We start from the raw sequence: 25,022 nt of genomic DNA, 5'->3' as shown, positions 1-25,022 counted from the left end.
GCAGTTAAGCCCGTCAGCGCCGATGGTACTACGAAAGTGGGAGAGTAGGTCACTGCCTTCTTTGAAAACCCTCATCAGTTATTGATGAGGGTTTTTTGTTTGTATAGCGTTAGCACGCGGAAAGGTACACGTTACAAGGTGACAGGCCACAACATAACAAGTAACATCGTAACATAATAAAACGATAATCAATCGAATTGTATTAAATTAGTGAGCTGACCAATAAATAGCTCATGAGAATCTATCTGTCCCTCATTTTACTTTGTTTTACACTTTCTTCCTTTTCGCAAAACCTAAATGAACAAGTACCCGAATCCATTCGTGATTCAGTGGCCACGGTAATTAATGAGGCCATAAAAAAGGAAGCGTTTCCCGGATGTCAGGTTCTTATTTTAAAAAATGGCCAGAAGGTATATCATGAAGCCTTTGGCTATCATACCTATGACAGTATCACCAAAACCAGACTTCGGGACTTGTATGATCTTGCTTCAGTCACCAAAATTTCAGCACCGCTTCCTGCCCTGATGAAGCTCTATGATGAAGGGAAGATCGATCTCGATAAACCTTTTAGTACCTATTGGAAACCCTGGAGACACCATAAAGACAAAAAAGAGCTAACCCTGAGAGAAATCCTGGCACATCAGGCCGGACTCGAATCGTATATCGTGTTTGTGAAATATATTCTTAAAGACAGCGAGGGGAATTTTAAACGAAGGTTCGTTCGTAAGACCGAAAGCAGGAAGTTTTCTGTAAAACTTGATGATTCCCTTTATCTCAACCATCGGTTTCATAATAAAATGTATCGCATCATGAGCCGTTCAAAAGTTAGTGATGAAAAGAAATATGTATATTCCGGACTCACTTTTTTAATCTTTCCTAAGCTTATCGAACAGCTGACCGGTGAAGACTATGAATACTATCTCCGGAAGAATTTCTATGGTCCGATGGAACTCGAAAGTATGTGGTTTAATCCGAAGGGTAAGTATCCTGCTGATCTGATCGTGCCAACAGAAATGGATACGATCTATCGTAAGGAGTTGGTTAATGCCTCCGTACATGACGAAAATGCCAGTTTGCTTGGTGGTGTTTCTGGTAATGCTGGTTTGTTCAGCAATGCGGATGATCTTGCCGCTTTAATTCAGATGTATGAAAACTACGGAACTTATAATGGAAAACAATACATTTCGGAAGCGACACTAAGAGAGTTTACCCGTGTACAGTATCCTGAAAATAATAATAGACGAGGACTAGGCTTTGATAAGCCTTATCTGGATAATAACGGTAGAAGCGTAGAGAAGTCTTATCCGGCTCCTTCAGGAGCACCGGACGGATTCGGGCATTCCGGATTCACAGGTACTTTTGTTTGGGCTGAACCCGATAAAGATCTTGTCTTCGTTTTTTTGTCAAACCGGGTGTACCCATATCGTACCCATAGAATGATCTATGAACTTGCCGTTAAGGAAAAGGTGTTGGAATTATTTTTAACCATGCCTTAGGTTCTAACGTTCCCGAATAGGGTAAGTTAAAGTTTTCCGGATTTATATTTTTCGGTCATTAATTAGCATTTCTTAAGAAAGTACACATCCAAATTCTGCTTAATTTTGCAGTATGGATCAAACACCAAGGGAAGAAATATGGAATGCGGTCTCGCATGGAGTAGGAATTTTATTTGCCCTGGTGGGTATGTTCTTCCTCCTCAATTATAATAGTGGTCGAAGTGAATACAGTACCTTTAGTATCGTGGTGTATTCGCTCTCGATGATGTTATTGTTTTCAGCTTCCACAATCTATCACGCCGTCACGAATCTAAAATTGAAAGAGTTTCTGCGAAAGCTCGATCATATAAGCATCTATTTCCTGATCGCGGGTACTTATACTCCTATCGCTCTGATCAGTTTAGTGGGTACCTCCGGATGGACGATCTTTTGGATTGTCTGGAGTATCGCTATCGTAGGGACAGTAATGAAGATCTTTTTTACAGGACGATTTGAAAAACTTTCGCTCTTTTTGTATCTCGCTATGGGGTGGCTTATTGTCTTTGATATCTCCAATCTTATCACGGAAATGTCTGCTACAGGATTAATACTGATGGCTCTGGGAGGTGCTTTCTACACCTTAGGCACACTATTTTATGCAGTCAGAAAGATTCCTTATAATCATGTCATCTGGCATTTTTTTGTACTTGGTGGTGCCGTGTCCCATTACTTTATGGTCATGGAAGTGATCTGATTCTTTATATGATGCACCGCTTCAACCATCCCAATATCTCTAATTGATTATTGCGTCCTAAGTTTTACCAGAATACCTGATCCCCCAGATATCGGTATCCGAATTCATTATTATACACTTTGTAAATTGTTTCCGACTTTTCAGATACTGTAAAATGGTCATTCCTGTCTTTACAAATAATTTGCTTTATATAAGTTAAATAGTCGCTGAAATTTGAGTATGCGGTTATTTCTGCCTGTCTTATATGAAGTTCATTGTTGTCATAATAGTTGTAGAAATCTAAAGAATTGAGTTCTTCCGGTAGTTCCGGTAAGACTAAACTTGTGCGATCCTGACTATCAAATCGAATTCTCCAGGAATATTCTTGATTATCATTGGACTCATTCTTCAAATATAATTTACCAACCTGGTGTTCACTTCCGGTAGAGTTGATTTGAATATTTTTATTGTTCAGGGCATATGTTATGGTCCAGTTTGGTTTATCATACATCGTCAGAGGTAGACCTTCATGGATAACACAATAGTCTCGTGTGAATATCTCTGTTCTGTATTTGTCCATATTATTTATATACGGAACAGTTCCCTTTAATACGGGTTCACTGAAAATAAGATGATATTGATTATTGAGATAGTGATCATTATCTTCGAAACCATAGATTTTCGCGGTAAAAGCTTCGTAAATTCCGGTAACATTGACATTGTTTTCGGAAGTGTTTTCTGTGGAGAATTCACTTTTAGATAAAATGGTCTTGTTGAAATCCAGAGGCTTATCTAAAGTTAAATAAGCATAGGAGTTTTCTACGCGATTATATTTATATATATATGCTTTGCTGACCGGTGTCAAAATATTATTTCTGTAAGAAGACGTATTTAAATGAAATTCTAAGTTTAATGGAACCCCGGAATGATCCTGGCTTGCGGAGCGTAGCTTGTCTTCTGTGTCGAAATCAACCATTTGATAAACCAGACTTTGCCATGGGCTTGTGTAAATAGGTGTTCTGAGTTTTATGAAATTTTTGTCAACACGTTGCAGATCATAAATGGTGTATAGGTTAGCTAATGAATGAGCACCTGCATTTTGAATGTAGAAGGTTACACTGAATTTTTCTTCAGGCGCATACGTATCCGGTGCATGAAATTTCAAAAGTTCATCATTCTTAATGACTTTGGTATCCATTAGTTTACCATCTTCGTCGGATACAAATGCAATAGCAGTTCCATCTAATGTACTCTCATAATTATATGGTATTTTAATCGTTAATAATCTTCGTTTTATGGTGATAATCTTTTTGCTCAATGATGTGTTTCCCATACTATCTATAGCCTCGGAAGAAAAAATAGCTTTGCCGGTCGCTAATTTATCTGGATCGAACTCCCAAATTAATTCTTCTGAGCTCTCTTTTGATTCCACAAGACTGTCATTTACATAAAGATTGATTAGAGAAATTCCGGAAAAGGCATCAGTAGCCATGAGTGAAATGGTGGTCAAGGTGTCGGTTATAGCATCCTCCGGAACGAAATTATAAGTGATTTCTGGGCCTGAATTGTCCACTATAAACTTTGTAGCGAGTTGAGACTTATTTTGACATTCATCTTCTGCCGCTATGATTAGCTCATTTATTCCGTCCTCCAGGATAGAAGTATCAATATTAATGGAGTGAATACTGTCTGTTGATGAAACGATTAATGGTTCAGAATTTAAAAACACCTTGAGGTTTGTAATTTTGGTGTCATCATAAACCTTAAAGGTAACTTCATTTTCCTCACCCGAAAGGAATGTGCTTTCCGAAATGGAAAGGTCAGAAATAATAGGTTTTTCGGTGTCAACAATTACATTTTGACTTACCGTAGTCTTATTACCAGCCCGATCTGTTGCAGTGATATTTATAGTATGAATAGTTTGGGTCTTGTTAAGACGCACCCCTTTGTTCTGAATTGTGTTTAAATCTATCATGATAACATAAGGAGCTTCCGTGTCTTTTCCTGCAGGTTCTCCATCTAGAAATGCCTCTACTATGGCTATACCTTGTGCGTCTTCAGCCGAGATTTCGATTACAATCTGCGAACTTACCACGGGTATTTCTTCAGAAGAGTTATCGGCTACACCCTGAATTTTGAATTCCAGAATCGGGGGTGTCGTATCAGGTGTGTTTTCATCTTTACTACAGGAAAGGATAAACAATGTAAGGGTGAAGAAGAGGGTAAAGTATGAGGAAGTTTTCATTTAAACGGGTATAAATTATTGGATGAATTTACGAGGTAATTTCTTACTTTAAAATATTTACCTGTTAAAATTCATAATACAAACCGTTATAATTAAAGATTGTCTTTATATCAATTTGTTTTCCAGATATTTAGGTTGATATATTAACTTTTCGCATAAATGCATGGATAAGAAGATGGGGCTGGAATTCGTAGGGAAAATGATTATACCGCCTGTTTCAGGGAATGATCGATCAGTTTCAGGACATTTTCTGATGGAGTTATACCAAAGGTGCTCAGCATACGATCACGTTCTTTGTTAATCGTATCCAGTAATTTCTTTTCAGTCAGTTGCCCGTTCTTACATCGGATGAGCAGCATGAACCAGTTGAAATACGCAAAGCCCTTATAATCATTCAAAAAGGCAGATTCACGTTCGATTAGCTGGTATTTTTTAATGATTTTCTTCAGTTTGCTATAATTGTTCAGGTAGATCAGTGTTTCCGCAATACTTCTGAAAAACAGATACCAGTTATGCTCCAGAATATCCTTTTCATAGCGATCAAGTTGATTTTCAGCGTAGCGTTCGGCCATAGGGAACATGCCATTGTCATTATAACATTTTATCATAGATGAAATAAAAACACTTCGATTGTATCGGTTCCGCATATATTTCACATCAGCCAGAGATTCCTTCATAATCGATAATGCTTCAGGAGCCTGACCAAGCTTTAATAGATTGAAGGAATAATTATTCAGGTACATTACATAATCCGGCCCTTTATGACGAATTGAAAGTTCTCCGTAATACAAGGCCAGATTATGCTTGCGCTGTTTCATCAATAGCAACTGTTTATTTCCATAGAAATTGATCAGCAGTTTTCTTGAATACATATGACCTGATTTGACCTCCTCTTCGATATGGTCGTAAGCATGTAGTACTTCCTGTATCAGGCTGTCGTCCATCAAAGCAAGGTATGACATAAGTACCAGGCATTGGTATTGATTCTGACCGTCGATACTATTGTCATCCAGATTTTTGCGTAGCCAGTTGATCCATCGTAATGAATTTCTGGTGATTCGTTTGTTGTGGTAATCTCGTATGACATCCGATGCGCATGAAGTCATTCGGTCATGCAGATCCTTACAGCGAACATAATCATCATGAAATTCATGAATAAAGCTGCGAATCATTTCATAATCATTGAGTCTGACCCTGACCAATAAAAAATTCAAATAGCTTTTAACAACCTCGTAGAAACGGATGAAGTGAAAATGGTGTGGTTTGTAATCCTTGATCAGTTTAAGAAGCAGATCCTCCTCCTCAGTGCCGATATTGTCTGAAGAGATCATAATATCGATCTCGTTTAACCTTTCATAATAGATATCAGTGCAGCATTCGTCAAGTCGTGTCTGCATCCAATTCATAAGGTGAGAATATTTTCGCTTATTGATCTGTATATTATAAGATCGGTGGTTCTCCGAAAGTGAATTATGTGTCACCACCTCGAAGATCTCCTGTCTTTCCTTGTCTTTGAACTGACTTTTGGCTGTTAGTATCGCTACCTCGAGTGGAAGTAACGAATCAGCGAAATCTTTGAATTTTTTTAATTGCATTATAATATCAATCCACCATCTACACTTAATGTTGTACCTGTTATGAACGAAGCTTCGTCTGATGCTAAGAACAAATAGGCGTTTGCAATATCCTCAGGATGGCCTAATCTGGCGAGCGGTGTTCTTTGTTCAAGATCGGATAATACATTTTCGGGTATAGTGTCCACCATTTCTGTAGCGATAAATCCCGGTGCTACCGCATTCACTCTCACTCCTTTTCTCCCCATCTCTCTTGCCCATACCTTAGTCATACCGATAACACCTGCCTTTGTGGCTACATAGTTGGTTTGTCCGAAATTACCATATAATCCTACCACCGAGGCAGCATTCAGAATTACCCCAGAGCCTTTTTCCATCATAGCGGGAGCAAATGCCTGTGTACATTGAAAGACCCCCGTTAGATTAACGTCTATTACCGATTGCCATTGGGACGAAGTCATCTTCTTCAATGTGGCGTCCCGGGTTATTCCTGCATTATTGATAAGGATATCCGGAGTACCGTGTTTTTCAGTGAAAACAGCCGCCGCCTTTGCTATACTGTTAACATCAGCTACATTAACAGCGTAAAATTCTAAGGGGAATCCTTCGAATTCCTTCAATAAAGCATCACCACTGGCTTCATTCATATCCCAGCAGATCACTTTGGCGCCTTCCTTCAGGAATATTTCAACGGTCATTTTACCTATACCTGAGGCTCCTCCTGTAATCAATGCTGTTTTTTGTTTTAGTCTTTCCATATTTTAAGTTTTGACCAAAACTATCAAATTAATACCCCTCAATACAGCTAGTCATTTGATGTTTTAAGGGTTGACTTTTTAGAAAACATAATATTAAGAGTTTGAATCTCTTTGTTTTTAATAGGTTTTTAGATGAATATGTTAAAATGGACAATCTTAATATTTATACCTGAATTCTGTTAATATCCGTATTTATATTAAGTGTTAACCACTCTGACAGGTATTTGAATCTACTAATTGGATGATTTGTATCCAACTGGATTGGTTTTTTCCAAAATCCATTAAAAAAGTCAACCCCTTAAAATTACGATTTCATTCTTATTTAGCAAATCAAACTTTTTAATATTATCGAATAAATAGGCAAAAAAATAATATCAAAAATGATAATAATGTATTTTAAGCCTTTGTTAATTGAACATTTAATACATGACTGAGAATTCATCATACATTATTGGAGCTGCTTTATTGGTCTTTCTGATCGTAATCGGTTATTTAGTGGTAAAGTCAAGGGAGGAAGCGGACAATCTTGATTCCTATGCAGTTGGAAATAAGGAATTTGCCCCTCTGTCGGTGGCTCTTGCTTTAGCCGCTTCGCTGACCAGTGCTGCAACCTTTATTATAAATCCCGGCTTTATTGCCTTATATGGTGTATCGGGTTACCTTGCTTTCGGAGTTGTGATGCCGATAGCAATTTTTATCGCTTTGGTCTTTCTGATGAAGCGCTTTCGCAAATATGGTGTTACGGTAAAGTCCTTGTCAATAGCTGATTGGTTAGGGAAGCGATTTGATTCCCGTTTTTTGAAACTTATGTTTGGGTTTATTTCTCTTTTGCTGATCACTTTCATCGTCTTGATTTGTGTTGGGATTTCAAAAGTTCTTAGCAAAGCCTTACATTTTGATGAGATCTATGTGATGATCGGACTCGTAATTATAGTTTTCGGGTATATGATGCTGGGTGGTGCTAATGCTATGATACGTACCAATACCATTCAGGCTGTCATTATGATCGTGGTGGCGGTAATTCTGCTGGGTTCCGATTTTCAATCGATTTTTGAATCCGGGGAAGATGGGCTTTTTGGTAAACTGGCGGTAATAGATCCAATGCTGGTACAAACTTTCAATCCGGAGAGCCCGTTATTCAGAGATTTTTTTGAGGTTTTCATTTGTAATGCAATCGTGGGAATCGCAATCGTTTGTCAACCCCATATTCTGACAAAATCCCTGATGATCAAAGATGATAAAAAGGTCAATACCTTTCTTTTATATACAATTCTGATCCTCATTCTTTTCTTTTCGGTGGTTTTCACCGGGTTCTATGCAAGAGCGTTTTTTCCAGATCTGATTCAGGGTGGCAGTGCACTACAGATGGATGGTATTATTCCTGCCTATGTGGTTTCTCGCTTTCCGGTCTACGTGACTATTTTATTGATCATCGGGTTGATCGCTGCAGGATTGTCAACACTGGAAGGCTTAATTCAAAGTGTTCCAACTACCTTGACCAATGATCTGATACTACCATTGATGAAGAAGAATGCATCAGATCCTAAGGCGATTAAAATCAATCGATGGGTGACCATGATCGTAGCACTGCTAACCATTGTATTATCTGTAAGACAAATGAGGTCACCTGATTTGAGTGTTGCAATATTTGCTCAAAACGGAGTGTATGCCTTTTTTAGTGCAGCTTTCGTTCCGGTACTCTTTGGGATATTTACACGTAGTAAAAATAAACTCATACCAGTAACCGGTGCTTTGACTGCACTTATTGTTCATTTTTCCGTCTATTACCTGGAAATAACCTGGTATATGAAGGATGTAAGTCCTAAAAATCCGGCAATAGCCTGCGCTATTGCTCTGATGGTTTCCGTGATGGTTTCTGGAGTGATTTTCCTGGTTTTGCGAATAAAGCATGGAAATACCGAGCCTCAGCAGTTTGTTCAGGAAGCAGACGGTAGTTATAGTCAGTTACAATCTCAAAGTTTTAAATAATTATATGAAAAGTCTCGTCTCAATGCTGATGATCCTTATGAGTAGTACAATGTTTGCACAATATGATACGGAAAAGACCTTTCCTTTAAAAGGTTCTGAAGTGCCTGTCAGATACTCAGAGATCGGGAAAGGCGATCTTACCCTTGTGCTTCTTCATGGATTGGGAAGTTCTTCTGAAGCCTTCCGAAAGATTATCGATGGGTTACCAGCAAATTATAATGTTATCACACTTGATCTGCCGGGTTATGGTAAAAATGAACAGGTGAATTTTACTCCTGGAATGTCAGCCTATGCAACATTGATCAGAGATATGATGCGGGAAACCGGTAAAAGTAATGTCGTGCTTTTCGGGCATTCCATGGGAGGGCAGATCGCAATGAAATTAGCGGTCGATAATCCCGAAGAATCCTGGTTAAAAGGTTTGTTTCTGATAGCCCCTGCTGGTATAGAAATCTTTAATGATAAGGAAAAAGAATGGTTTGCCACGTATACCACCCCAGAGATGATGTCTAGGGTAGGTGATGAACAGATCAAAAAGAATTTCGATATCAATTTTGCTTCTGGAAAATTGCCGGAAGATGCTGTATTTATGTATGAGGATCGCATTGCGATCAAGAAGGATTCTGTGAGGTATCACAGGTATCTTCAAACGGTTAGCAGTAATATCCAGAGTATGCTCGATGAGCCTGTTATGAATGAGATCAGTTCTCTTCATGTGCCTGCATTAATCGTTTTTGGCGAGCAGGATTATCTGATACCGAATCAACTGCTTCACCCAGATGCTTCCCTCGATGACCTTAAGGTAGCTTTGAAAGGTGCGAATGAAAATATCGGATTTGAAACCATAGATTCCGGCGGGCATTTTCTTATATGGGACCAACCTGTGAAAGTGGTTTCAAGATTACAGACCTTTTGTGAATCACTCCAAAAATGAAAACTAATACACCTTAAATAGATACAATTAACTAAAACAATTTAAAATTATGAGAACCAAAAGTATTTTCACTTTGCTGACCTTTTTGTTCTGTATGACAGGACTTTTCGCTCAGCAATATACCGTCTCTGGAAAGGTTACCGACAATGAAGGGGTGCCACTCGCAGGGGCCTCGGTCTTTGTTGCTGATCGCGGTATCGGTGCTACCACCGATGAGAACGGAGATTATACGCTGACACTTTCCGGTGGTAAACTAATTCTGGAAGCAACCTATGTCGGATTTTCTCAATCCACAAAATCATTGAATGTTACGGGTGATATGGAAGATGTTAATTTTGAACTTACTTCCGGAATGTCATTGGAAGAAGTAGTGATCTATTCAGGTTCCAGAAAACCTGAGAAACTAACCAATTCACCTTCAACGATAGTTTCTATTAGTCCGCGTGAGATCGAGGAGTTTCCCGGAAATCCTGCAGAATTATTGGCCCGGAAGAAGGGGGTGGATTACTTCAGAGCCGGTATAGCAACCCCGGCATTCAATATTCGTGGATTTAATTCCAATTTTAATTCCAAGAACCTCATGGTGGTTGATAACCGTTTTTCTTCACTGGTTGCCACCGGTTTACCCTTGGGTCCGCTTTCAACTGTGATCAAGGAGGATACTGAACAAGCAGAAGTAATACTCGGCCCGAATGCTACCTTGTATGGCCCGAATGCTCATAATGGATTGCTGAATATAACCACGAAAGATCCAAGAAAATATGAAGGGACTACCCTGGTCGCAAATGTAGGGGTGAACGGAGATGGAAATGCATTTTATTCACAAAGAGCACGATTTGCAAAGAAATTCAATGATCATTGGGCGGTTAAAGTTACGGGAGAATACACCAGAGCAGAGGAATTTAAGTATGCAGATTCTGTATATATCGACAGAAAGGATGCCGATGGAAATCCCGGAAGAGACGGAATCAAAGAAGGGTATGAAGAATTCCAACTGGATCCTGATGTACGCTTCTTAAAAGCTGAGGCAACAGCGATCTATTCACCTTCACAGGGAACCGACCTGATCGCAACTTACGGACATAGCAACAGTACTTATTTATCAGCAACGAATGTTGGCCGAAATCAGATCGTAGATTGGCGTATTAATATTTTCCAACTGCGATTCAAAACCAGGAACTTCTTTGCGCAGGTTTATCACACAACCTCAAAGACGGATGACACTTATTCAATCGATGATAGAACCAAAGCATATTATGCCGGAATCGATGCCGGTATGACTCCGGAAGAGGCAGGCGGCGATTTTTCATATAGTACAGGTGCACTTTTTAAGGATGATTCTAACCGATGGAACGCGGAAGTTCAATACAGTAACGATTTCTTCAATGATAAACTGGAATTAGTCACCGGAATCCAGTGGCAACTGGATCGTGCGAACAGTCTGGGTACTTACCTGCTGGATAAGGATGAGAACGATTTCATTGAAGTTGGTCAGCTTGGAGGGTATGTGCATGGATTGTACGATCTGAATGGTGGATTTAAGTTTCTTGGAGCTGCCAGAGTTGATAATCATGAGATTTATGGTACCAATTTTATCCCTAAACTCGGTTTGATCAAGGAATTCAATAAGGGGTCTTTCCGTATCACGTACGGACAGGGTATTGCTGCGCCGACCATTCTGAATATGTATGGAGATCTGTTTTCAGGGCTGATATTGGGTAATGCAGAAGGATTTACCCTGATCGATGGTACGGTGATCGATCCTCAGGATGTTGAGAAACTGAATACCTATGAAGCAGGGTATCGCGGTACGATTGGTAAGAACTTCTATATCGATGCGAATGCCTATTATAATAACAACAAGAATTTCCTGAGTCCGGTAACCGTGATCGGTGTAGCTTCCCACAGAGGAGATACGCCAATTGAAGAAGTACAGTCAGGATATGCCATTTATAATGGATTGGTTGCTACTTATATCAATTTCGGAGAGGTAAATACGTATGGTACAGATTTGAGTCTTACCTATTCGATCAATCCGAAATTGAGTGTGACAGCCAATTACTCGTATTTCGATTATTCTTATGACAAGAACAATCCTGAAAATGATTTTAATAAAGATGGTGAAGTAAATTTCCTTGATGTGTTGGTTAATGCTCCAAAGAATAAAGGGAGTCTTGGAATCAATTATTCCGGAAATTCTTTTTATGGTACCTTTTTTACCCGATGGGTTCAGGAGTACAATTACTTCTCAAGCTTTCAGATCGCGTCGGAAACACTTCCGGGATATACATACCGTGGCGTGCCGATCGTGGAAAATGCACCAAGTGGAGATTCCTTTAACTATGGACCTCTTGGTGGATTTGCAACAGTTGATCTGAATGCAGGGTATAGATTCAGTAAGACGTTTAGTCTCGGAGTGGCGATCACCAACCTGTTCAATCAGGATCTTCGTGAATTTACAGCTTCTCCGCCAACACGTGGACTTTACTTACTGGAGACTAAATTCAATTTCTAAGCTCCTGCAAAAGTTAATAGGATTGATTAATGAAACATATTTCAGTCTGATCCTGAAAAGATCAGGATCAGACTTTTAAAAATATAATGAATGAAGAATGCAAAAATAGTAGCCTCAGGCATGTATGTGCCTGAAAATATTATCCCAAATTCATATTTTAATGAACTTCTTGGAGAGGATGTTGATAGTTGGTTAAGAGAAAATGTACATATTTACAATCGACGTTGGTGTGCTACCTCAGAGTCAACGGTTGATCTCTGTTATGAAGCAGCATTACAGGCTTTGGACAATGCCGGGATGCGAGCCTCTGATATCGATCTGATTATAGTGGCAACCGACACTCCGGAATTCGTGTCTCCCTCCACATCTTCGGTCCTGCAACATCGCCTCGAGGCAGTAAATGCCGGAACTTTTGATCTGAATTCTGCTTGCGCTGGTTTTGTGACAGCAGTAGAGACAGCCTCACATTATATCAGGGGAGGCGCAGCCAAAAATGTACTGGTCATAGGAGCGTATGCGATGAGTAAACATTTGAATAAACATGATAAAAAAACAGTGACCTTATTCGCCGATGGTGCCGGAGCAGTGATATTAACCGAAACGGAAGAGCCAAAAAAGGGTTATCAAACCGGAACGCTGATAACCAGAGGTGAGTATGCTACCTGGATGGGTATCTATGCCGGAGGTACGCATATGCCGGTTGATGAAGATGTACTGATCAATCACGATCAGCAATTGAAATTCGTCAAGAAATTTCCGCCTGAACTGAACCCGCATATGTGGAGTTCGCTGGCTGAACGCCTTGCCGAAAATATGGGGATTTCTATCCACGAAGTAGACCAGTTTCTGATCACGCAGATCAATATCAATGCGATTTGGGAAACCATGCGTATATTAGGAGTAAACAATGATAAGGCGCATACTGTTATGCATGAATACGGTTATACCGGTTCAGCCTGTATACCGATCGCATTTCATGAAGCATGGTCTGCCGGCAGGATACGGGAGAATGATACCTTGTTCTTTATCGGTTCCGGTGGGGGACTTTCCTTCGCAGCGAATGCTTTTATACTTTAAACAGAGATTCGTTTATGATTAATACGATTGATTGGTTTGCTCAGTGGGCAGAAAGAACACCGGAAAAGGTGGCGATCCAGGAGCAGAGGAACGGCTCTGAGTATTCCTATAGTCAGATAAATGCAGCAGCGGTTCTACTCGCGGCACAATGGACCGTAGAATTTAATCTCACCAAAGGTGACCGAATCGGAATTCTTGCTGAAAATAGTGTGATTCAGGTAGTGCTTCTGGCATTGGCGCAAAAGACAGGTGTAGTGCTGGTTCCCTTGAATTTTAGACTCTCGAGAGCTGAGTTGAATTATATGATCACGGATTCTGAATGTAAAATGCTCATCGCTGATCAGGATAAATTACAGAATTGTGCAATGGAATGTACCCTGATTAAAATGAGTACCGAGTCTATCTATAATTATCTGACTCAGGATGCTTGTTCGGTTGTATATGAGGCATTGCATGAAGATGATCCGGTATTGCTTTTATATACCAGTGGAACAACAGGTTTTCCAAAAGGGGTGTTGTATACCCATAAGATGATGTTCTGGAATAGTATCAATACAGAGATAAGTTTAAATATTACCGGTAACACACGTACGCTAAATGCGATGCCCCTGTTTCATACAGGGGGATGGAATGTACTACTGACGCCAGTCTTGCATCATGGAGGTACTATTATTCTTTTTAGAAAGTTCGATGCTGTAGCAATATTAAGTTGTATAGAGGAGGAGCGACTGGATCTTTTTATGGCGGTGCCGACCATGGTCAGAATGCTGGTGGATCTGCCTTCATTTAGTGCTTCGGATTTAAGTTCACTGAAGTATATGATCGTGGGCGGAGAAGCTATGCCATTAGATCTTATCCGGATATTTCATGAGAAAGGCATTCCGGTTCGTCAGGGCTACGGTCTTACTGAAGCCGGACCGAATCTGACCTCTTTACATCAGAATTTTGCAGAAACCAAAAGAGGATCTATCGGCAAGCCTAATTTCTATGTATCCATCAGAATTACCGATGATCATGGTGATGAATGTCCGCCGGATATTCCCGGAGAACTCTGGATACAAGGACCTATGGTTATGCCGGGTTATTGGAATAAGCCGGAAGAGACCGCTAATTGTTTACAGGGAAACTGGATTCGCACAGGTGATGTTGCATTAATGGACCAGGAAGGATTCATTTTTATCGTTGATCGTAAAAAGAATATGTTTATTAGCGGAGGAGAAAATGTCTATCCGGTACAGGTAGAAAAAGTAATATCTGAGATTTCGGAGATCGAAGAAGTGGTCGTTATGGGTATGCCAGACGAGCGTTGGGGTGAAGTAGGAGTTGCTTTTTATACCGGTGTTTCAAGCCTGACAATAGATACGGTCAAAGAATTCTGTATGGAGAAACTCGCAAAGTTCAAGATACCTAAACATTTGGTGTATTTGCCTGAAATTCCTCGATCTGATACGGGGAAACTCGATCGTAAGAAGTTGAAAAGTTATCTTGAAAAAGTAATTGAAAATCTAAATTGATTTGATATTGTTTAGTGGATTTGTAATAAAAAAGTTTCCTCAGTACTGAGGAAACTTTTTTATTTATAGAGGAAGGTTAATTTTAGGTGATATAAATAAATCTAGAAAGGGAAACCTTCGCCAATATATCTGCCTGCATTTTTACCTGAATTTACCTGATAAAGTGTTTTAACTTCATCAGAAATCAAATGATGATTCTCGGCTCCAGCTGTGAATATTTTATCAAGATAATCTGCAAACCCGTTTAGGTCTGAAAAATCGGTAATTTCAGCTTGAAAGATATTTAATGTGTTATTCTCAAAGAACGAATAGAATTCAAATTCCTTAAGGCTTTCGGGAAGTTCAGGTAATACAATATTGGATTTGGTCTGACTGTTAAAAACGATTTTCCAATCATAACGTTGTGAAACTTCCGTGAGGTATTCTGAAATAATCACCTTTCCTATCTCGTGTTCCTGACCGGTAATAGTTAACTGGATGTTTTTGCCATTTATATTGTATTCTAATGACCAATCGGGTAATGTATAGGTTTCATGCGGGAGCCCTTGATGTTCATATTTATATTCACTAAGATAGATTTCTGTTCGATATTTGAAAAAATCATTTACATAGGGAAGTTGTCCCATAGTGATACTGTTGTGATATAATAGATGATACTGATTGTACAGATATGCAGTCTCATTGGTAAATCCATACATTCTAGCGCTTAGGCTTTCATTTATCCCTGGCATCGAAACGGGTGCATAATCTACATTTTCATTACTGAATTCTGATCGGTCTATTGAGGTTTTGGAGGGATCTAATGGCTTTTTCAATTTTGAATAATAATATTCGCCGTAGGGATTGAGAATTAAAAAAGCAAAGTCGGATTCCGCAACCTCTGTTTGTTTATAGGTGCTTAGAAGGAATTGACCATCGGACATGATACCGTTGTGGTCGAGCGCCCCACTTCTGAATGTTTCATTGACTCCAAATCCTGTCAATTCGTAGTTTTTTTTAAGCTGAGGGTACATGGGGGATCTTTTTTTGAATACAGTATGCCGTTTTTCTTTTCGCGTGATCCCATAAAGAGTATAATTGTCTGCGATCGAAAAACCACTATTCGGATTTTTCACAAAGAAGGTGATCATGTATTCTTCCTCAGAATCGAATTCACCCGGGGCATGCAAAGTAATGTCATCACCATTATTGAACCACATTTCTGAGATAAGAGATCCATCCATTCTGGAAGCAAATAACAAAGCATCTGTTCTGTTATTGCTAAAATAATCCGGAGTAACTTTCAGCTTGAAAAGTACTCTTTTAACATCTATGGAATACGAGTTTACTGATGCGTTGCCCAATGCATCCGTACATTTAATTTCCAATGAATGCATTCCTGTTCTGTAATTCTCAGCTTCCATTTCATAGGTAAACTGATTTAAGGATTCCGGTTTGAAAATAACGGTATCGTTTAAGATCAGTTCGACACTTTCAATTTCTGAATATTGATCAGTAGTTTTTCCAGTAAAAGTCAATAGAGAATCCAGGAGCTGATACTCCGTCAATCCTGTGATTTCGAGTTCAGGACCTGTATTGTCAACTATGAATTTTTGTTGGAGTTCTGCGGTATTTCCTGCTGCGTCCTTTGCAATTATAAAAATGGAATGTTCTCCATCTTGAATTGTGGTGGTTTTCAAATTCAGAGTGTATAATGAGCCCTCAACAGTGATTTCAACGGGATTACCATCAAGCGATATAGTATAGTCCGTGATACCTTGATTGTCTTCCATTTTAAATGATATTGGAAACTCGTCTCCGTTGATGATCGTTCCTTCTTCCAAAGAAAATTCTGAGATGGTTGGAAGACTGTTATCAATGATAATCTCCGATTCACAGGAATTCTTATTTCCGGAATTATCAGTAGCAGTAACTTTTAAAGTGTAATACTGTTGCGTTTTATTCTGAATTTTAGAGGTTTTCGACTCGTACTCTGAAAGGTCTATACTGAATTTAAATGGCGGGGTGTCATCTTCTGCCATTTTTACATCGTTCAAAAAGACCTCTATTAATTTTATGCCTTTGGCATCGTCGGCATTTATTTCGATGTCGATCTTTGTAGATACAACAGGTGTTTCTCCAGCGGCGGTTTCGGGTATGTTCATAAAGGTTAAACTCACTTCCGGAGGAGTGGTGTCTGGTATCTCTTTTTCATCCTTGCTACATGAGGAAATCACTGATATTAGGAGGAGGGGGAAGATCAGTTTAAAGGATATGTTTTTCATAATTATTGTAAATCACATTTATGGTTGTAAGTGCGGAACTAAAGATTGAGATAATTTAAATTAATTATTGGGTAGTATCTGGTTAATTGTTATTCTCACCTAATTTTCAGACAGTAATTAAAACACAATATCCTTTATCGAATAAGTGGAATTTCCATTTTCCAGAATCATATCAGCGTCCAGTTTAAGATCCTTAGGTGCTATGTCTTTTGAAAGAATGACACTTAAGTACTCTTCATAAGTGTTTACGGACTCAACTGATTCTAAGGCTGTATTTCTGATGGTGAGATTCCCTGAAGTATAATTGGAATAGAATGGTAGTGATGAAAACTCCTGAGGCATTTCTGGTAAATTGATCGCATCTGTTAGATTACTTGGATAGGTTATCGATAATACGATACTTTGAGGGTCGTCATTAATTGAAGCACGACCTATCTGATGACCTGTACCAGTAGTACTTATTTGAAGGGATGAACCATCAAAGCTATGTGTGCTTTCCCATCCCGGAATATTAGGGGCTGAAGGTTTACCTTTTCTTTGGGTGTAATATTTACCCCATTTAGTCACGTGATAATAATATTCAAAGTCTTTTAAAATACTATAGTAAATCCTTGGTTTATAGGTTTCTGTAGCAACTGTGGAAAAAACATGTGAAACCATATGATAGTGATCATTGTTATAATCTTCCAGATTTTCAAATCCATATACTTCAGAGTGACCTCCTCCCTCCGGGTTGTTTGGATATTCTATATAATATCCAGTGTAACTATCGTTATTAAAATTTGATTTTTTTAAAACGAAATCATCACCTATATCCGATGAAACCTTATAGGAACCGAGAAATTCGTTATAACGATTAGAAAGCAGGAAATAGTAATAGTCGGGAGTATATCCTATATTATATTTATTCATTCTTATTTTTAAGGGTTCATTTGAATTGTCTACATAGAATTTGTAACCAGAACCGGTAGCGGTAATATAATCTCTAATGCTGCCATCAATTTCTGTAAATCCTTCAGCTTCGAAATATTGTGGCGTATATGCCGCTGTGCTGTTCACGGTAAAATTCATTTCGGTGAAAGAGTTACGGTCAATTTGTTGTATGCTGGATCCTCCCAACCTGTTGTTGAAGGCAACCGCAAAAAAATTGGCCATATATTTTTTATCCTTAGGGAATTCACCCGGGGCATGAATAGGAATATCTTCATTGGCTGTCTCCAACTGTTGGTAGGAGATCAGACTTCCGTCATTTTCAGAGATGACCACCCATAGTGCTGCATATTGATTTAAAAGATCTTCCGGTATGTTAACATTGAATAATTTTCTTTTAATAGAGATGTTAATTATTAATTCACTGGAATTCCCGGATTTGTCAGATACCCGGATGGTTAGTGTAGACGCTCCGGTATCGAGTGACTCTGGATCGATTTCAAAGGCTTCGTATTCGGAGAAAGCCTGTTTACTGATCAATTTATCATTCATATAGATCTTCACAGAGTCAACCTCAGAAAAGTTTTCAGTTAAAAGTGGATCAATTGAAATTGGACCGTCGAGGATGGCACCTTCAGTTATGTTTTCGAGTAGTATTTCTGGTCCGGTATTATCTGAAATAAAATTGACAGTATATTCAGTGGTATTGCCCAGTGCATCCGTAATAGTGATCATGAGTTTATGCGTGCCATCTTCCAGTGTTGAGGTATTAATGATCAGCACTCCTTTGTCTGCATTGATCTCTACTGGAATTTCATTTCCATCGAGGGTTGCTTTAGGCGTAATAGTTCCCTGATCATCAAGCATAATGAACGCCACAGTATTATTGTCACCGTGTAGTATGGTGTCATTTTCAATACTTACCCCAGAGATAGTCGGAATTTCACGATCAATGATGATACTCTTACTTGCGGAACCTTCGTTACCGGCCAGGTCATAAGCTCTTACTTCAAGAGCTGAAGTTGTATTTCCTTTGTTTTCCTGACCAGCCTTTTTGGATGCGACGTCGTTCAGATCCAGTGAATAATTAAATGGTTGCTTGTTGCCTTCTGCTAATTTTACATCATTGAGATAAACAGCGGTTTTGGTTATGCCAACATTGTCTTCGGCATTGACCTCTAACTCAAGCAGTGTTCCGATAACCGGGGAGGAGGAATCTGAACTTTCGATGCCCTTAATGGCAAAACTTACTGTTGGCGGAATAGTATCAGGAGTATCTTTTTCGTCATCACTGCATGCTATTATCAATAAAAAAAGTAGGAATAAGAAGTGAAACTTAATAGTATTTAATTTCATCAGTAGTAGGAATTATTTTGCATAAATATATTAGATAATATATTCCTGCCACTATGAAATATGTTAAAATATATAATACTAACCGTTAGTTAGTCCTGAGAGGGTTTTTTCGTCGAAGAGACCTTAAACAAATCGGGTTAATTTTTTATAAAATCCTGAAAATCTTCAAAAAACTCTTCGAATTTGGCCATGGTTTCATTCAGGAATACCATAGTTTCCTGCCAGGTATTCTTGTTGTGAATGCAGACGCCATCCTTCAGTACAAATATTCTTGAGATCTCCTTGCCGTTGTCCAGGAAATAGATGTCTTCGTAAATGGCTTCGGGAAGATAATTTTCTTTTAAAACCGATTCCAGAGACTGCATTTTTTCATAGTAGTGAATACGCTTTTCCAGGTCTTCATCTTCTATATCAAGAACCACCATGGCTTTCTTGGTGTCGAAATAAAATTTAAAACTGAAATCTTTGATCTTGGTATTGTACAATACCCATTTCCGTGGAAATGATTTTCCAAAGCTGATCCAGAATTCCTGTCTGAGTTTTTTCGATTCCTCCTTACTGAACATACTACATGAAATATGCGACCACGATCCCGACCATGATCACGATGAGTTTATTAAAATTGAACTTATGACCTTCCGAAGTTTCAAAAAGGATAACGGTAGAAATATGAAGTAATATTCCGATGACTAAAGCAGTGATCTGACGATGGTAGTCCTTAAGCAGTACCGCATATTCCGACAACCATGTACCAGCGGGTGTCATCAATGAAAACAGGATCAGGAACGAAAGAACCTTCGTCTTAGATATTTTGGCTTCGATGAAAAAAGTACTGAGTATCACAGCCACCGGAAATTTGTGAACAACGATCCCGTATACAAGGGTATCATGATCATGAATTGGAAAACCTTCCAGAAAGGCATGGATACTAAGACTGATAAAAAGGAGCCATGGGAATGTCGTCATATTTTTATTGAAATGCATATGTCCATGCTCTGCACCTTTGGAAAAGAACTCAAGAAATATCTGGAGCAAAATTCCAAGCATTATAAAAATACCTGTATTTTTTGCGAAATCTTCCTGTTCATGGTCGTGCTGGTGATAGACCTCAGGGAGTAAGTGAAAGACCGTAATCGAAAGAAGAAATGCTCCGCTGAAGGCCAGTAATAGCTTTAATTTTTTCGGATCATTTGGTTTAAAGGTGATCACAAAAAGATATCCGGCCAAAACAGCGAATATGGGTAATAGGTAATTCATCATTTGGATCTGTACCTGTGAAAAGGTTTATCTGGTTTGAAAATTTTAAAAACTGAGGATGGGTAGTCGGACCTTTAGCATCTTCATTACATTGGTTGTACTTTTAAATAAAGTTTACCCACGCAGCTAAATTAACGTATTTTTGCGTTTCAATCGGATATTTAAATGGCAAATAATTACAAGATGCTGGCCAAGACCATGCATGGGATGGAAGAGATCCTCGAAAAGGAACTCAAACAAATGGGTGCGATCAATGTGGAGAAAGGGATACGAAGTGTTTCCTTTGAAGGAGATCTGGGCTTTATGTATAAGGCTAATTTAAGTCTCCGTACAGCGATCAAGATCCTGAAGCCTATGAAGTCATTTTTTATCCGAAGCGAGCAGGATCTTTATAACCGTATCAATCGTATCGAATGGGAACAATACCTGAAAGTAGACGGGACTTTTGCGATCGATGCCACGGTGAATTCAAAATTATTCAATCACTCCCATTATATAGCATTGAAAACCAAGGATGCTATCGTTGACCGGTTCAGGGATAGTTATGGGAAACGCCCCGATGTGGATCTTAAACATCCGGATCTGCGTATCAATATTCATATTCACGGAAATCAGTGTAATGTTTCCTTCGATAGCAGCGGAAGCTCATTGCATCATCGTGGTTACAGAACAGCGACCAATATGGCACCGATTAATGAAGTATTGGCAGCTGGGATTCTTCTGTTAAGTGGATGGGATGGACAATGCGATTTCATGGATCCGATGTGTGGAAGTGGTACCATGGCTATTGAAGCGGCTATGATCGCTTGTAATATACCTGCAAACATTAATAGAAGAGAATTTGCATTCGAAAAATGGCAGGATTATGATGAAGAGCTGTTTGAAAAGATCTTTGACAGTTGTATGAAAAAGACACGTGAATTCCATTTTAAGATACGCGCTTTCGATAAAGCACCATCTGCTGTTCGCAAAGCTCTTGATAATGTCAAGAATGCGAATCTCTCAAATTATATTACTGTAGATCAACAAGACTTCTTTGAGAGTACCAAAGAGGGAGAGGAGAAACTTCATATGGTATTCAACCCACCCTATGGGCAACGTCTGGAGATCGATATAGAGAATTTCTATAAACATATTGGCGATACCCTTAAACAGGGGTATCCAAATACAGAGGCCTGGTTCATTTCTTCCAATCTGGAAGCGATAAAAAGCGTTGGTTTACGTCCTTCCAGAAAGATACATCTCTATAATGGAAAGCTGGATAGCCGTTTGCTTAAGTTCGAGATCTATGCGGGTAGTAAAAAGGCAAAATATAATAATTAAAACCTGATCTTTATTCTGATGAAAATGAATCTGAAAACGAAATCTCTTTTGTTGAACGTTCTGGTGTTCATTCCTATTTATCTGATCTTTCGCTTCCTGTTGACGTATTTGGCAGTTCCTTATATAATCACCTTTATTCTTTCGGGTATTCTTACCATTTTTCTTGCACCAAAATTTACCGTCGTCAACGGTATGAAGGGAGAAAAGCTATTTATGAAATGGATCTTTAAAAAAGGGGTAACCGAGATCAAATAATATCAGTTCTTGCGAGCAGGAACTTCTTCAGATTCCTCTTTTTTGGGGGCAGGCTTATTCGTCTTAAAAATAGGAATAAGGTAGCTTAGCGTGTAATTATAACCCACGCCGATCTTACTTCCATCGGTGACCTTATTGAATCCGGGAATGTAAAGATTGTCCAATTCATTTGGAGATACATCATTGATGAGATAGTTCAGTCTTACACTCCCCCCTAAAAACAGGTTGTTGAAGAGTTCTACCTTCATGCCGAGTACGAATTCAATCCATTGTGCCGATAAACCGCTATATTCTCCAAGAAATTGTTCTCCCCGTAATCCGCTTCCGGTTTCATTCCAATATTGATTCTCAGAATATATTTGATATTCCTGGAGGTCCTGACTAAAGGTGCTGACTCCGAAACGAGCCCCAAGATTGATGATGTTTGACATACCATACCAGTTCTCATAGGTGTTCCAGTCTATCCCGGCCTTAAGATAACTACCCTGTGTTTGAAAGGTGAAATAATCTTCACGGGTTATCTTGTCTTCGGTTCCTAGCTCAGCAGCGACATAGAGGTTTTGCGAAATTCGGAAATCTCCCACCAGTTCAAGCCCTTTATAATCGTCATCGAGAAACGAACGTAACGGTTTACTCAGGTCGACACCAACCCGTAATCCGTATTTCTGTCGATATACCTCTCCGGTACTGGTGACAATGCTGTCTTGTTCCTGTGCCAAAGCAAATACGGAAACGAATATGAAAAGTATATTAATGGTATATTTTAACATGAATTGTGTCTAAAGGTGTTATGTCTCTTACGGGTAACTCATAGGAAACGATCCATTCATCATCGTCGGATCCGCCTGGGTTTAAGGTGACTTCCTGAAGGGTATATGTCACGGAATATCCACATCCGCGGGAGATGTATTTTTCCTGAACATTATAATCAAATCGAATAGAATCAATATTACCTGTTTCGACTCCATTATCGTCATCCGCCGAATCACTGATAACCGCAAAAGTGGTGGAGTTTTCAAAACTTTTCAGGGGTAAACTGATCTCTGATACGGAGCTTCTATCAGTAAAGGTATTCACAGGATCATCCTGGCCTTCACCGACAACTCTCAATCGTACGACACTTTTTTCGGTTTCCTGATCCTGAATATCATAGAAGCCTACCACCAGTAACGGTGTGGTTCCGGAGCCGGGCGGACAAATATCATCTTTTTCACAGGCACTGATAACCGTGAACAGAATCACGGCAATTGAAAGGATCACTAGAATTTTCTTCACGAGGCTAAAATTAAGATCTTCGTTCTAAAAGTACAACATTTTCTACGTGATGGGTCTGAGGGAACATATCCACAGGTCTTACACGAGTAACCTGATACAGGTGATCCATCATTGCAAGATCTCTCGCCTGTGTTGCACTGTTACAACTTACATAGACTACTTTCTGTGGTGCAATGTTCAGAATAGTCTCCACAACATCTTTATGCATACCGTCTCTCGGCGGGTCTGTAATAATGACATCGGGATGTCCGTTCTCATCGATAAAACCTTCATTGAAGACTTCTTTCATATCTCCCGCATAGAAACGTACGTTTTCGATTCCGTTATTTTTAGCATTGGTTTTTGCATCTTCAATAGCTTCTGGCACCGCCTCTACACCGATCACCATTTTGGCTTTTGCTGCCACGAACTGTGCGATGGTTCCCGTTCCGGTATACAGGTCATACACCAGTTCATCACCGGTTAATCCTGCATATTCCCGAGTCAGTTTATAAAGTTCATAGGCCTGATCGGAATTTGTTTGATAGAAGCTTTTTGCATTTATTTTAAAGCGGAGGCCTTCCATTTCTTCGTAGATATGATCCCTGCCTGAGAAGCAAATTATTTCCTGATCATAGATAGTATCATTGGCCTTTTGATTGATTACATAGAGCAATGACGTTATTTCAGGAAACGTTTTTTCGATATGGTTTAACAGCAATTCCCTTTTTTCATGGTCGTCATCATAGAATTGGATCAAAAGCATGATCTCACCGGTGGAGGCCGTTCTAACCATCAATGTTCTTAATAATCCGGATTGTTCCCGTGTATTGAAAAAAGAGAGATCATTTTCTTCAGCAAAACGTTTGATCTCGAGACGCATCGCATTGGATGGGTCCTCCTGAAGGTGACATTCCTTCAGGTCGAGAATCTTATCCCACATGCCGGGAATATGAAACCCAAGAGCATTTTTACTACCTGCATCTTCGCCGCTTTCAATCTCTGCGCGCGTAAGCCAGCGGTTGTTTGAAAAGGAGAATTCCATTTTATTTCGGTAGAAATATTGCTTTTCTGACCCAAGGATATCACTCATTTCCGGCAATTCCACTTTAGCGATCCTGCGAAGATTGTTCTCAACTTCCTTTTGCTTGAAATAAAGTTGTGATTCATAGGCCATGTTTTGCCATTTACACCCTCCGCATACTCCAAAATGAACACAAACCGGTGCAGTTCTTCGGGGTGATGCTTCATGTATTTTGACCACTTCACCTTCAAAATAAGCCCGTCTTTTCTTGAAAGTCTGTACATCCACGACATCTCCGGGAACAGCATGCGGAAGAAAAATAACCCTTCCGTCTGGCGCCTTTGCCACACCTTTTCCCTTGGCACCCGCATCGATCACGGTCACCTTCTCAAAATACTGTTTTTTGTTCTTTCTCGACATGCGGCAAAAATAGGGTATTTTGTTGAGTTTTTAAGGGAGAGATTTAAGTTCCCGGTTTTGATGGAACGTCGAAAAAAACGTAAATTGCATGCACTCCTACGGATGATTTCTCTCCTTAAAGAAGG

19 protein-coding genes are annotated in these 25,022 nt (G+C 39.3%); 9 read left to right on the top strand and 10 right to left on the bottom strand.

From position 1 onward, the window contains the following. The first annotated feature begins 233 nt into the window (after window positions 1-233). Together DMZ48_RS10250 and trhA are read left to right on the top strand one after the other, a co-directional pair. Complete coding sequence (locus DMZ48_RS10250; RefSeq protein ID WP_143955038.1) at window positions 234-1,496, top strand: serine hydrolase domain-containing protein; 1,263 nt, start codon at window positions 234-236, stop codon at window positions 1,494-1,496. Window positions 1,497-1,608: 112 nt separating this feature from the next. Further along, a complete protein-coding gene (gene trhA / locus DMZ48_RS10245) occupies window positions 1,609-2,229 on the top strand; it encodes a PAQR family membrane homeostasis protein TrhA (RefSeq protein ID WP_143955037.1) in 621 nt (206 codons plus the stop codon). Window positions 2,230-2,293: 64 nt separating this feature from the next. Here the strand turns inward: trhA and DMZ48_RS10240 are convergent, their stop codons facing one another. The 3 genes from DMZ48_RS10240 to DMZ48_RS10230 form a co-directional block, all read right to left on the bottom strand. Beyond that, the gene (locus tag DMZ48_RS10240; RefSeq protein ID WP_143955036.1) at window positions 2,294-4,453 is read right to left on the bottom strand and encodes an Ig-like domain-containing protein; all 2,160 of its coding nucleotides are present in this window, start codon (window positions 4,451-4,453) and stop codon (window positions 2,294-2,296) included. Between the two features lie 203 nt (window positions 4,454-4,656). Further along, a complete protein-coding gene (locus DMZ48_RS10235) occupies window positions 4,657-6,048 on the bottom strand; it encodes a hypothetical protein (RefSeq protein WP_143955035.1) in 1,392 nt (463 codons plus the stop codon). Next, a complete protein-coding gene (locus tag DMZ48_RS10230) occupies window positions 6,048-6,785 on the bottom strand; it encodes a beta-ketoacyl-ACP reductase (protein WP_143955034.1) in 738 nt (245 codons plus the stop codon). Before DMZ48_RS10230 ends, DMZ48_RS10235 begins: the two co-directional genes overlap by 1 nt. 426 nt (window positions 6,786-7,211) lie before the next feature. Between DMZ48_RS10230 and DMZ48_RS10225 the strand changes: the two genes are divergently transcribed. From DMZ48_RS10225 to DMZ48_RS10205, 5 genes are all read left to right on the top strand, one after another. Then, window positions 7,212-8,774 (top strand): sodium:solute symporter family transporter, encoded by a 1,563-nt coding sequence (locus DMZ48_RS10225; protein ID WP_143955033.1) that lies wholly within the window; start codon window positions 7,212-7,214, stop codon window positions 8,772-8,774. Between the two features lie 4 nt (window positions 8,775-8,778). Continuing rightward, window positions 8,779-9,708: an alpha/beta fold hydrolase gene (locus tag DMZ48_RS10220; protein ID WP_162558701.1), complete on the top strand. Its 930-nt coding sequence runs from the start codon at window positions 8,779-8,781 to the stop codon at window positions 9,706-9,708. Between the two features lie 49 nt (window positions 9,709-9,757). Beyond that, window positions 9,758-12,223, top strand: coding sequence for a TonB-dependent receptor (locus DMZ48_RS10215; RefSeq protein ID WP_143955031.1), 2,466 nt, complete (start codon window positions 9,758-9,760; stop codon window positions 12,221-12,223). Between the two features lie 90 nt (window positions 12,224-12,313). Further along, complete coding sequence (locus DMZ48_RS10210; protein WP_143955030.1) at window positions 12,314-13,300, top strand: 3-oxoacyl-ACP synthase III family protein; 987 nt, start codon at window positions 12,314-12,316, stop codon at window positions 13,298-13,300. Between the two features lie 14 nt (window positions 13,301-13,314). After that, window positions 13,315-14,814 (top strand): class I adenylate-forming enzyme family protein, encoded by a 1,500-nt coding sequence (locus DMZ48_RS10205; RefSeq protein WP_143955029.1) that lies wholly within the window; start codon window positions 13,315-13,317, stop codon window positions 14,812-14,814. 101 nt (window positions 14,815-14,915) lie between these two features. Here DMZ48_RS10205 and DMZ48_RS10200 read toward each other — a convergent pair whose 3' ends face one another. The 4 genes from DMZ48_RS10200 to DMZ48_RS10185 all read right to left on the bottom strand — a co-directional run bounded on the left by DMZ48_RS10200 (window position 14,916) and on the right by DMZ48_RS10185 (window position 20,621). Next, a complete protein-coding gene (locus tag DMZ48_RS10200) occupies window positions 14,916-17,078 on the bottom strand; it encodes an Ig-like domain-containing protein (protein WP_143955028.1) in 2,163 nt (720 codons plus the stop codon). Between the two features lie 117 nt (window positions 17,079-17,195). Continuing rightward, entirely contained in the window at window positions 17,196-19,364 is a 2,169-nt protein-coding gene (locus tag DMZ48_RS10195) for an Ig-like domain-containing protein (RefSeq protein WP_143955027.1), read from the bottom strand. A 137-nt stretch (window positions 19,365-19,501) separates the two neighbouring features. Then, complete coding sequence (locus DMZ48_RS10190; RefSeq protein ID WP_143955026.1) at window positions 19,502-19,930, bottom strand: DUF4268 domain-containing protein; 429 nt, start codon at window positions 19,928-19,930, stop codon at window positions 19,502-19,504. Between the two features lies 1 nt (window position 19,931). Further along, window positions 19,932-20,621: a ZIP family metal transporter gene (locus DMZ48_RS10185; protein ID WP_143955056.1), complete on the bottom strand. Its 690-nt coding sequence runs from the start codon at window positions 20,619-20,621 to the stop codon at window positions 19,932-19,934. 165 nt (window positions 20,622-20,786) lie between these two features. Here DMZ48_RS10185 and DMZ48_RS10180 point away from each other — a divergent pair, with 165 nt between their 5' ends. Next, window positions 20,787-21,944, top strand: coding sequence for a THUMP domain-containing class I SAM-dependent RNA methyltransferase (locus tag DMZ48_RS10180; RefSeq protein WP_143955025.1), 1,158 nt, complete (start codon window positions 20,787-20,789; stop codon window positions 21,942-21,944). Between the two features lie 24 nt (window positions 21,945-21,968). Next, window positions 21,969-22,199, top strand: coding sequence for a hypothetical protein (locus tag DMZ48_RS10175; RefSeq protein WP_143955024.1), 231 nt, complete (start codon window positions 21,969-21,971; stop codon window positions 22,197-22,199). Window positions 22,200-22,201: 2 nt separating this feature from the next. Here the strand turns inward: DMZ48_RS10175 and DMZ48_RS10170 are convergent, their stop codons facing one another. Genes DMZ48_RS10170 through rlmD form a run of 3 tightly spaced genes read right to left on the bottom strand, consistent with a single transcriptional unit; the run spans window position 22,202 to window position 24,897 of the window. Further along, a complete protein-coding gene (locus tag DMZ48_RS10170; RefSeq protein WP_143955023.1) occupies window positions 22,202-22,969 on the bottom strand; it encodes a DUF6048 family protein in 768 nt (255 codons plus the stop codon). After that, window positions 22,950-23,474 carry a DUF6452 family protein gene (locus DMZ48_RS10165; protein ID WP_143955022.1) on the bottom strand — a complete coding sequence of 175 codons (525 nt, stop codon included), beginning with the start codon at window positions 23,472-23,474 and terminating at the stop codon, window positions 22,950-22,952. The genes DMZ48_RS10170 and DMZ48_RS10165 overlap by 20 nt, the downstream gene beginning before the upstream one ends. Before the next feature lie 10 nt (window positions 23,475-23,484). Then, window positions 23,485-24,897: a 23S rRNA (uracil(1939)-C(5))-methyltransferase RlmD gene (gene rlmD, locus DMZ48_RS10160; protein WP_143955021.1), complete on the bottom strand. Its 1,413-nt coding sequence runs from the start codon at window positions 24,895-24,897 to the stop codon at window positions 23,485-23,487. Window positions 24,898-25,022 lie beyond the last annotated feature (125 nt).

Source organism: Robertkochia solimangrovi, assembly GCF_007279655.1.
In the GTDB taxonomy this organism is placed as follows: domain Bacteria; phylum Bacteroidota; class Bacteroidia; order Flavobacteriales; family Flavobacteriaceae; genus Robertkochia; species Robertkochia solimangrovi.
This window is presented reverse-complemented; position numbering and strand designations above follow the sequence as displayed.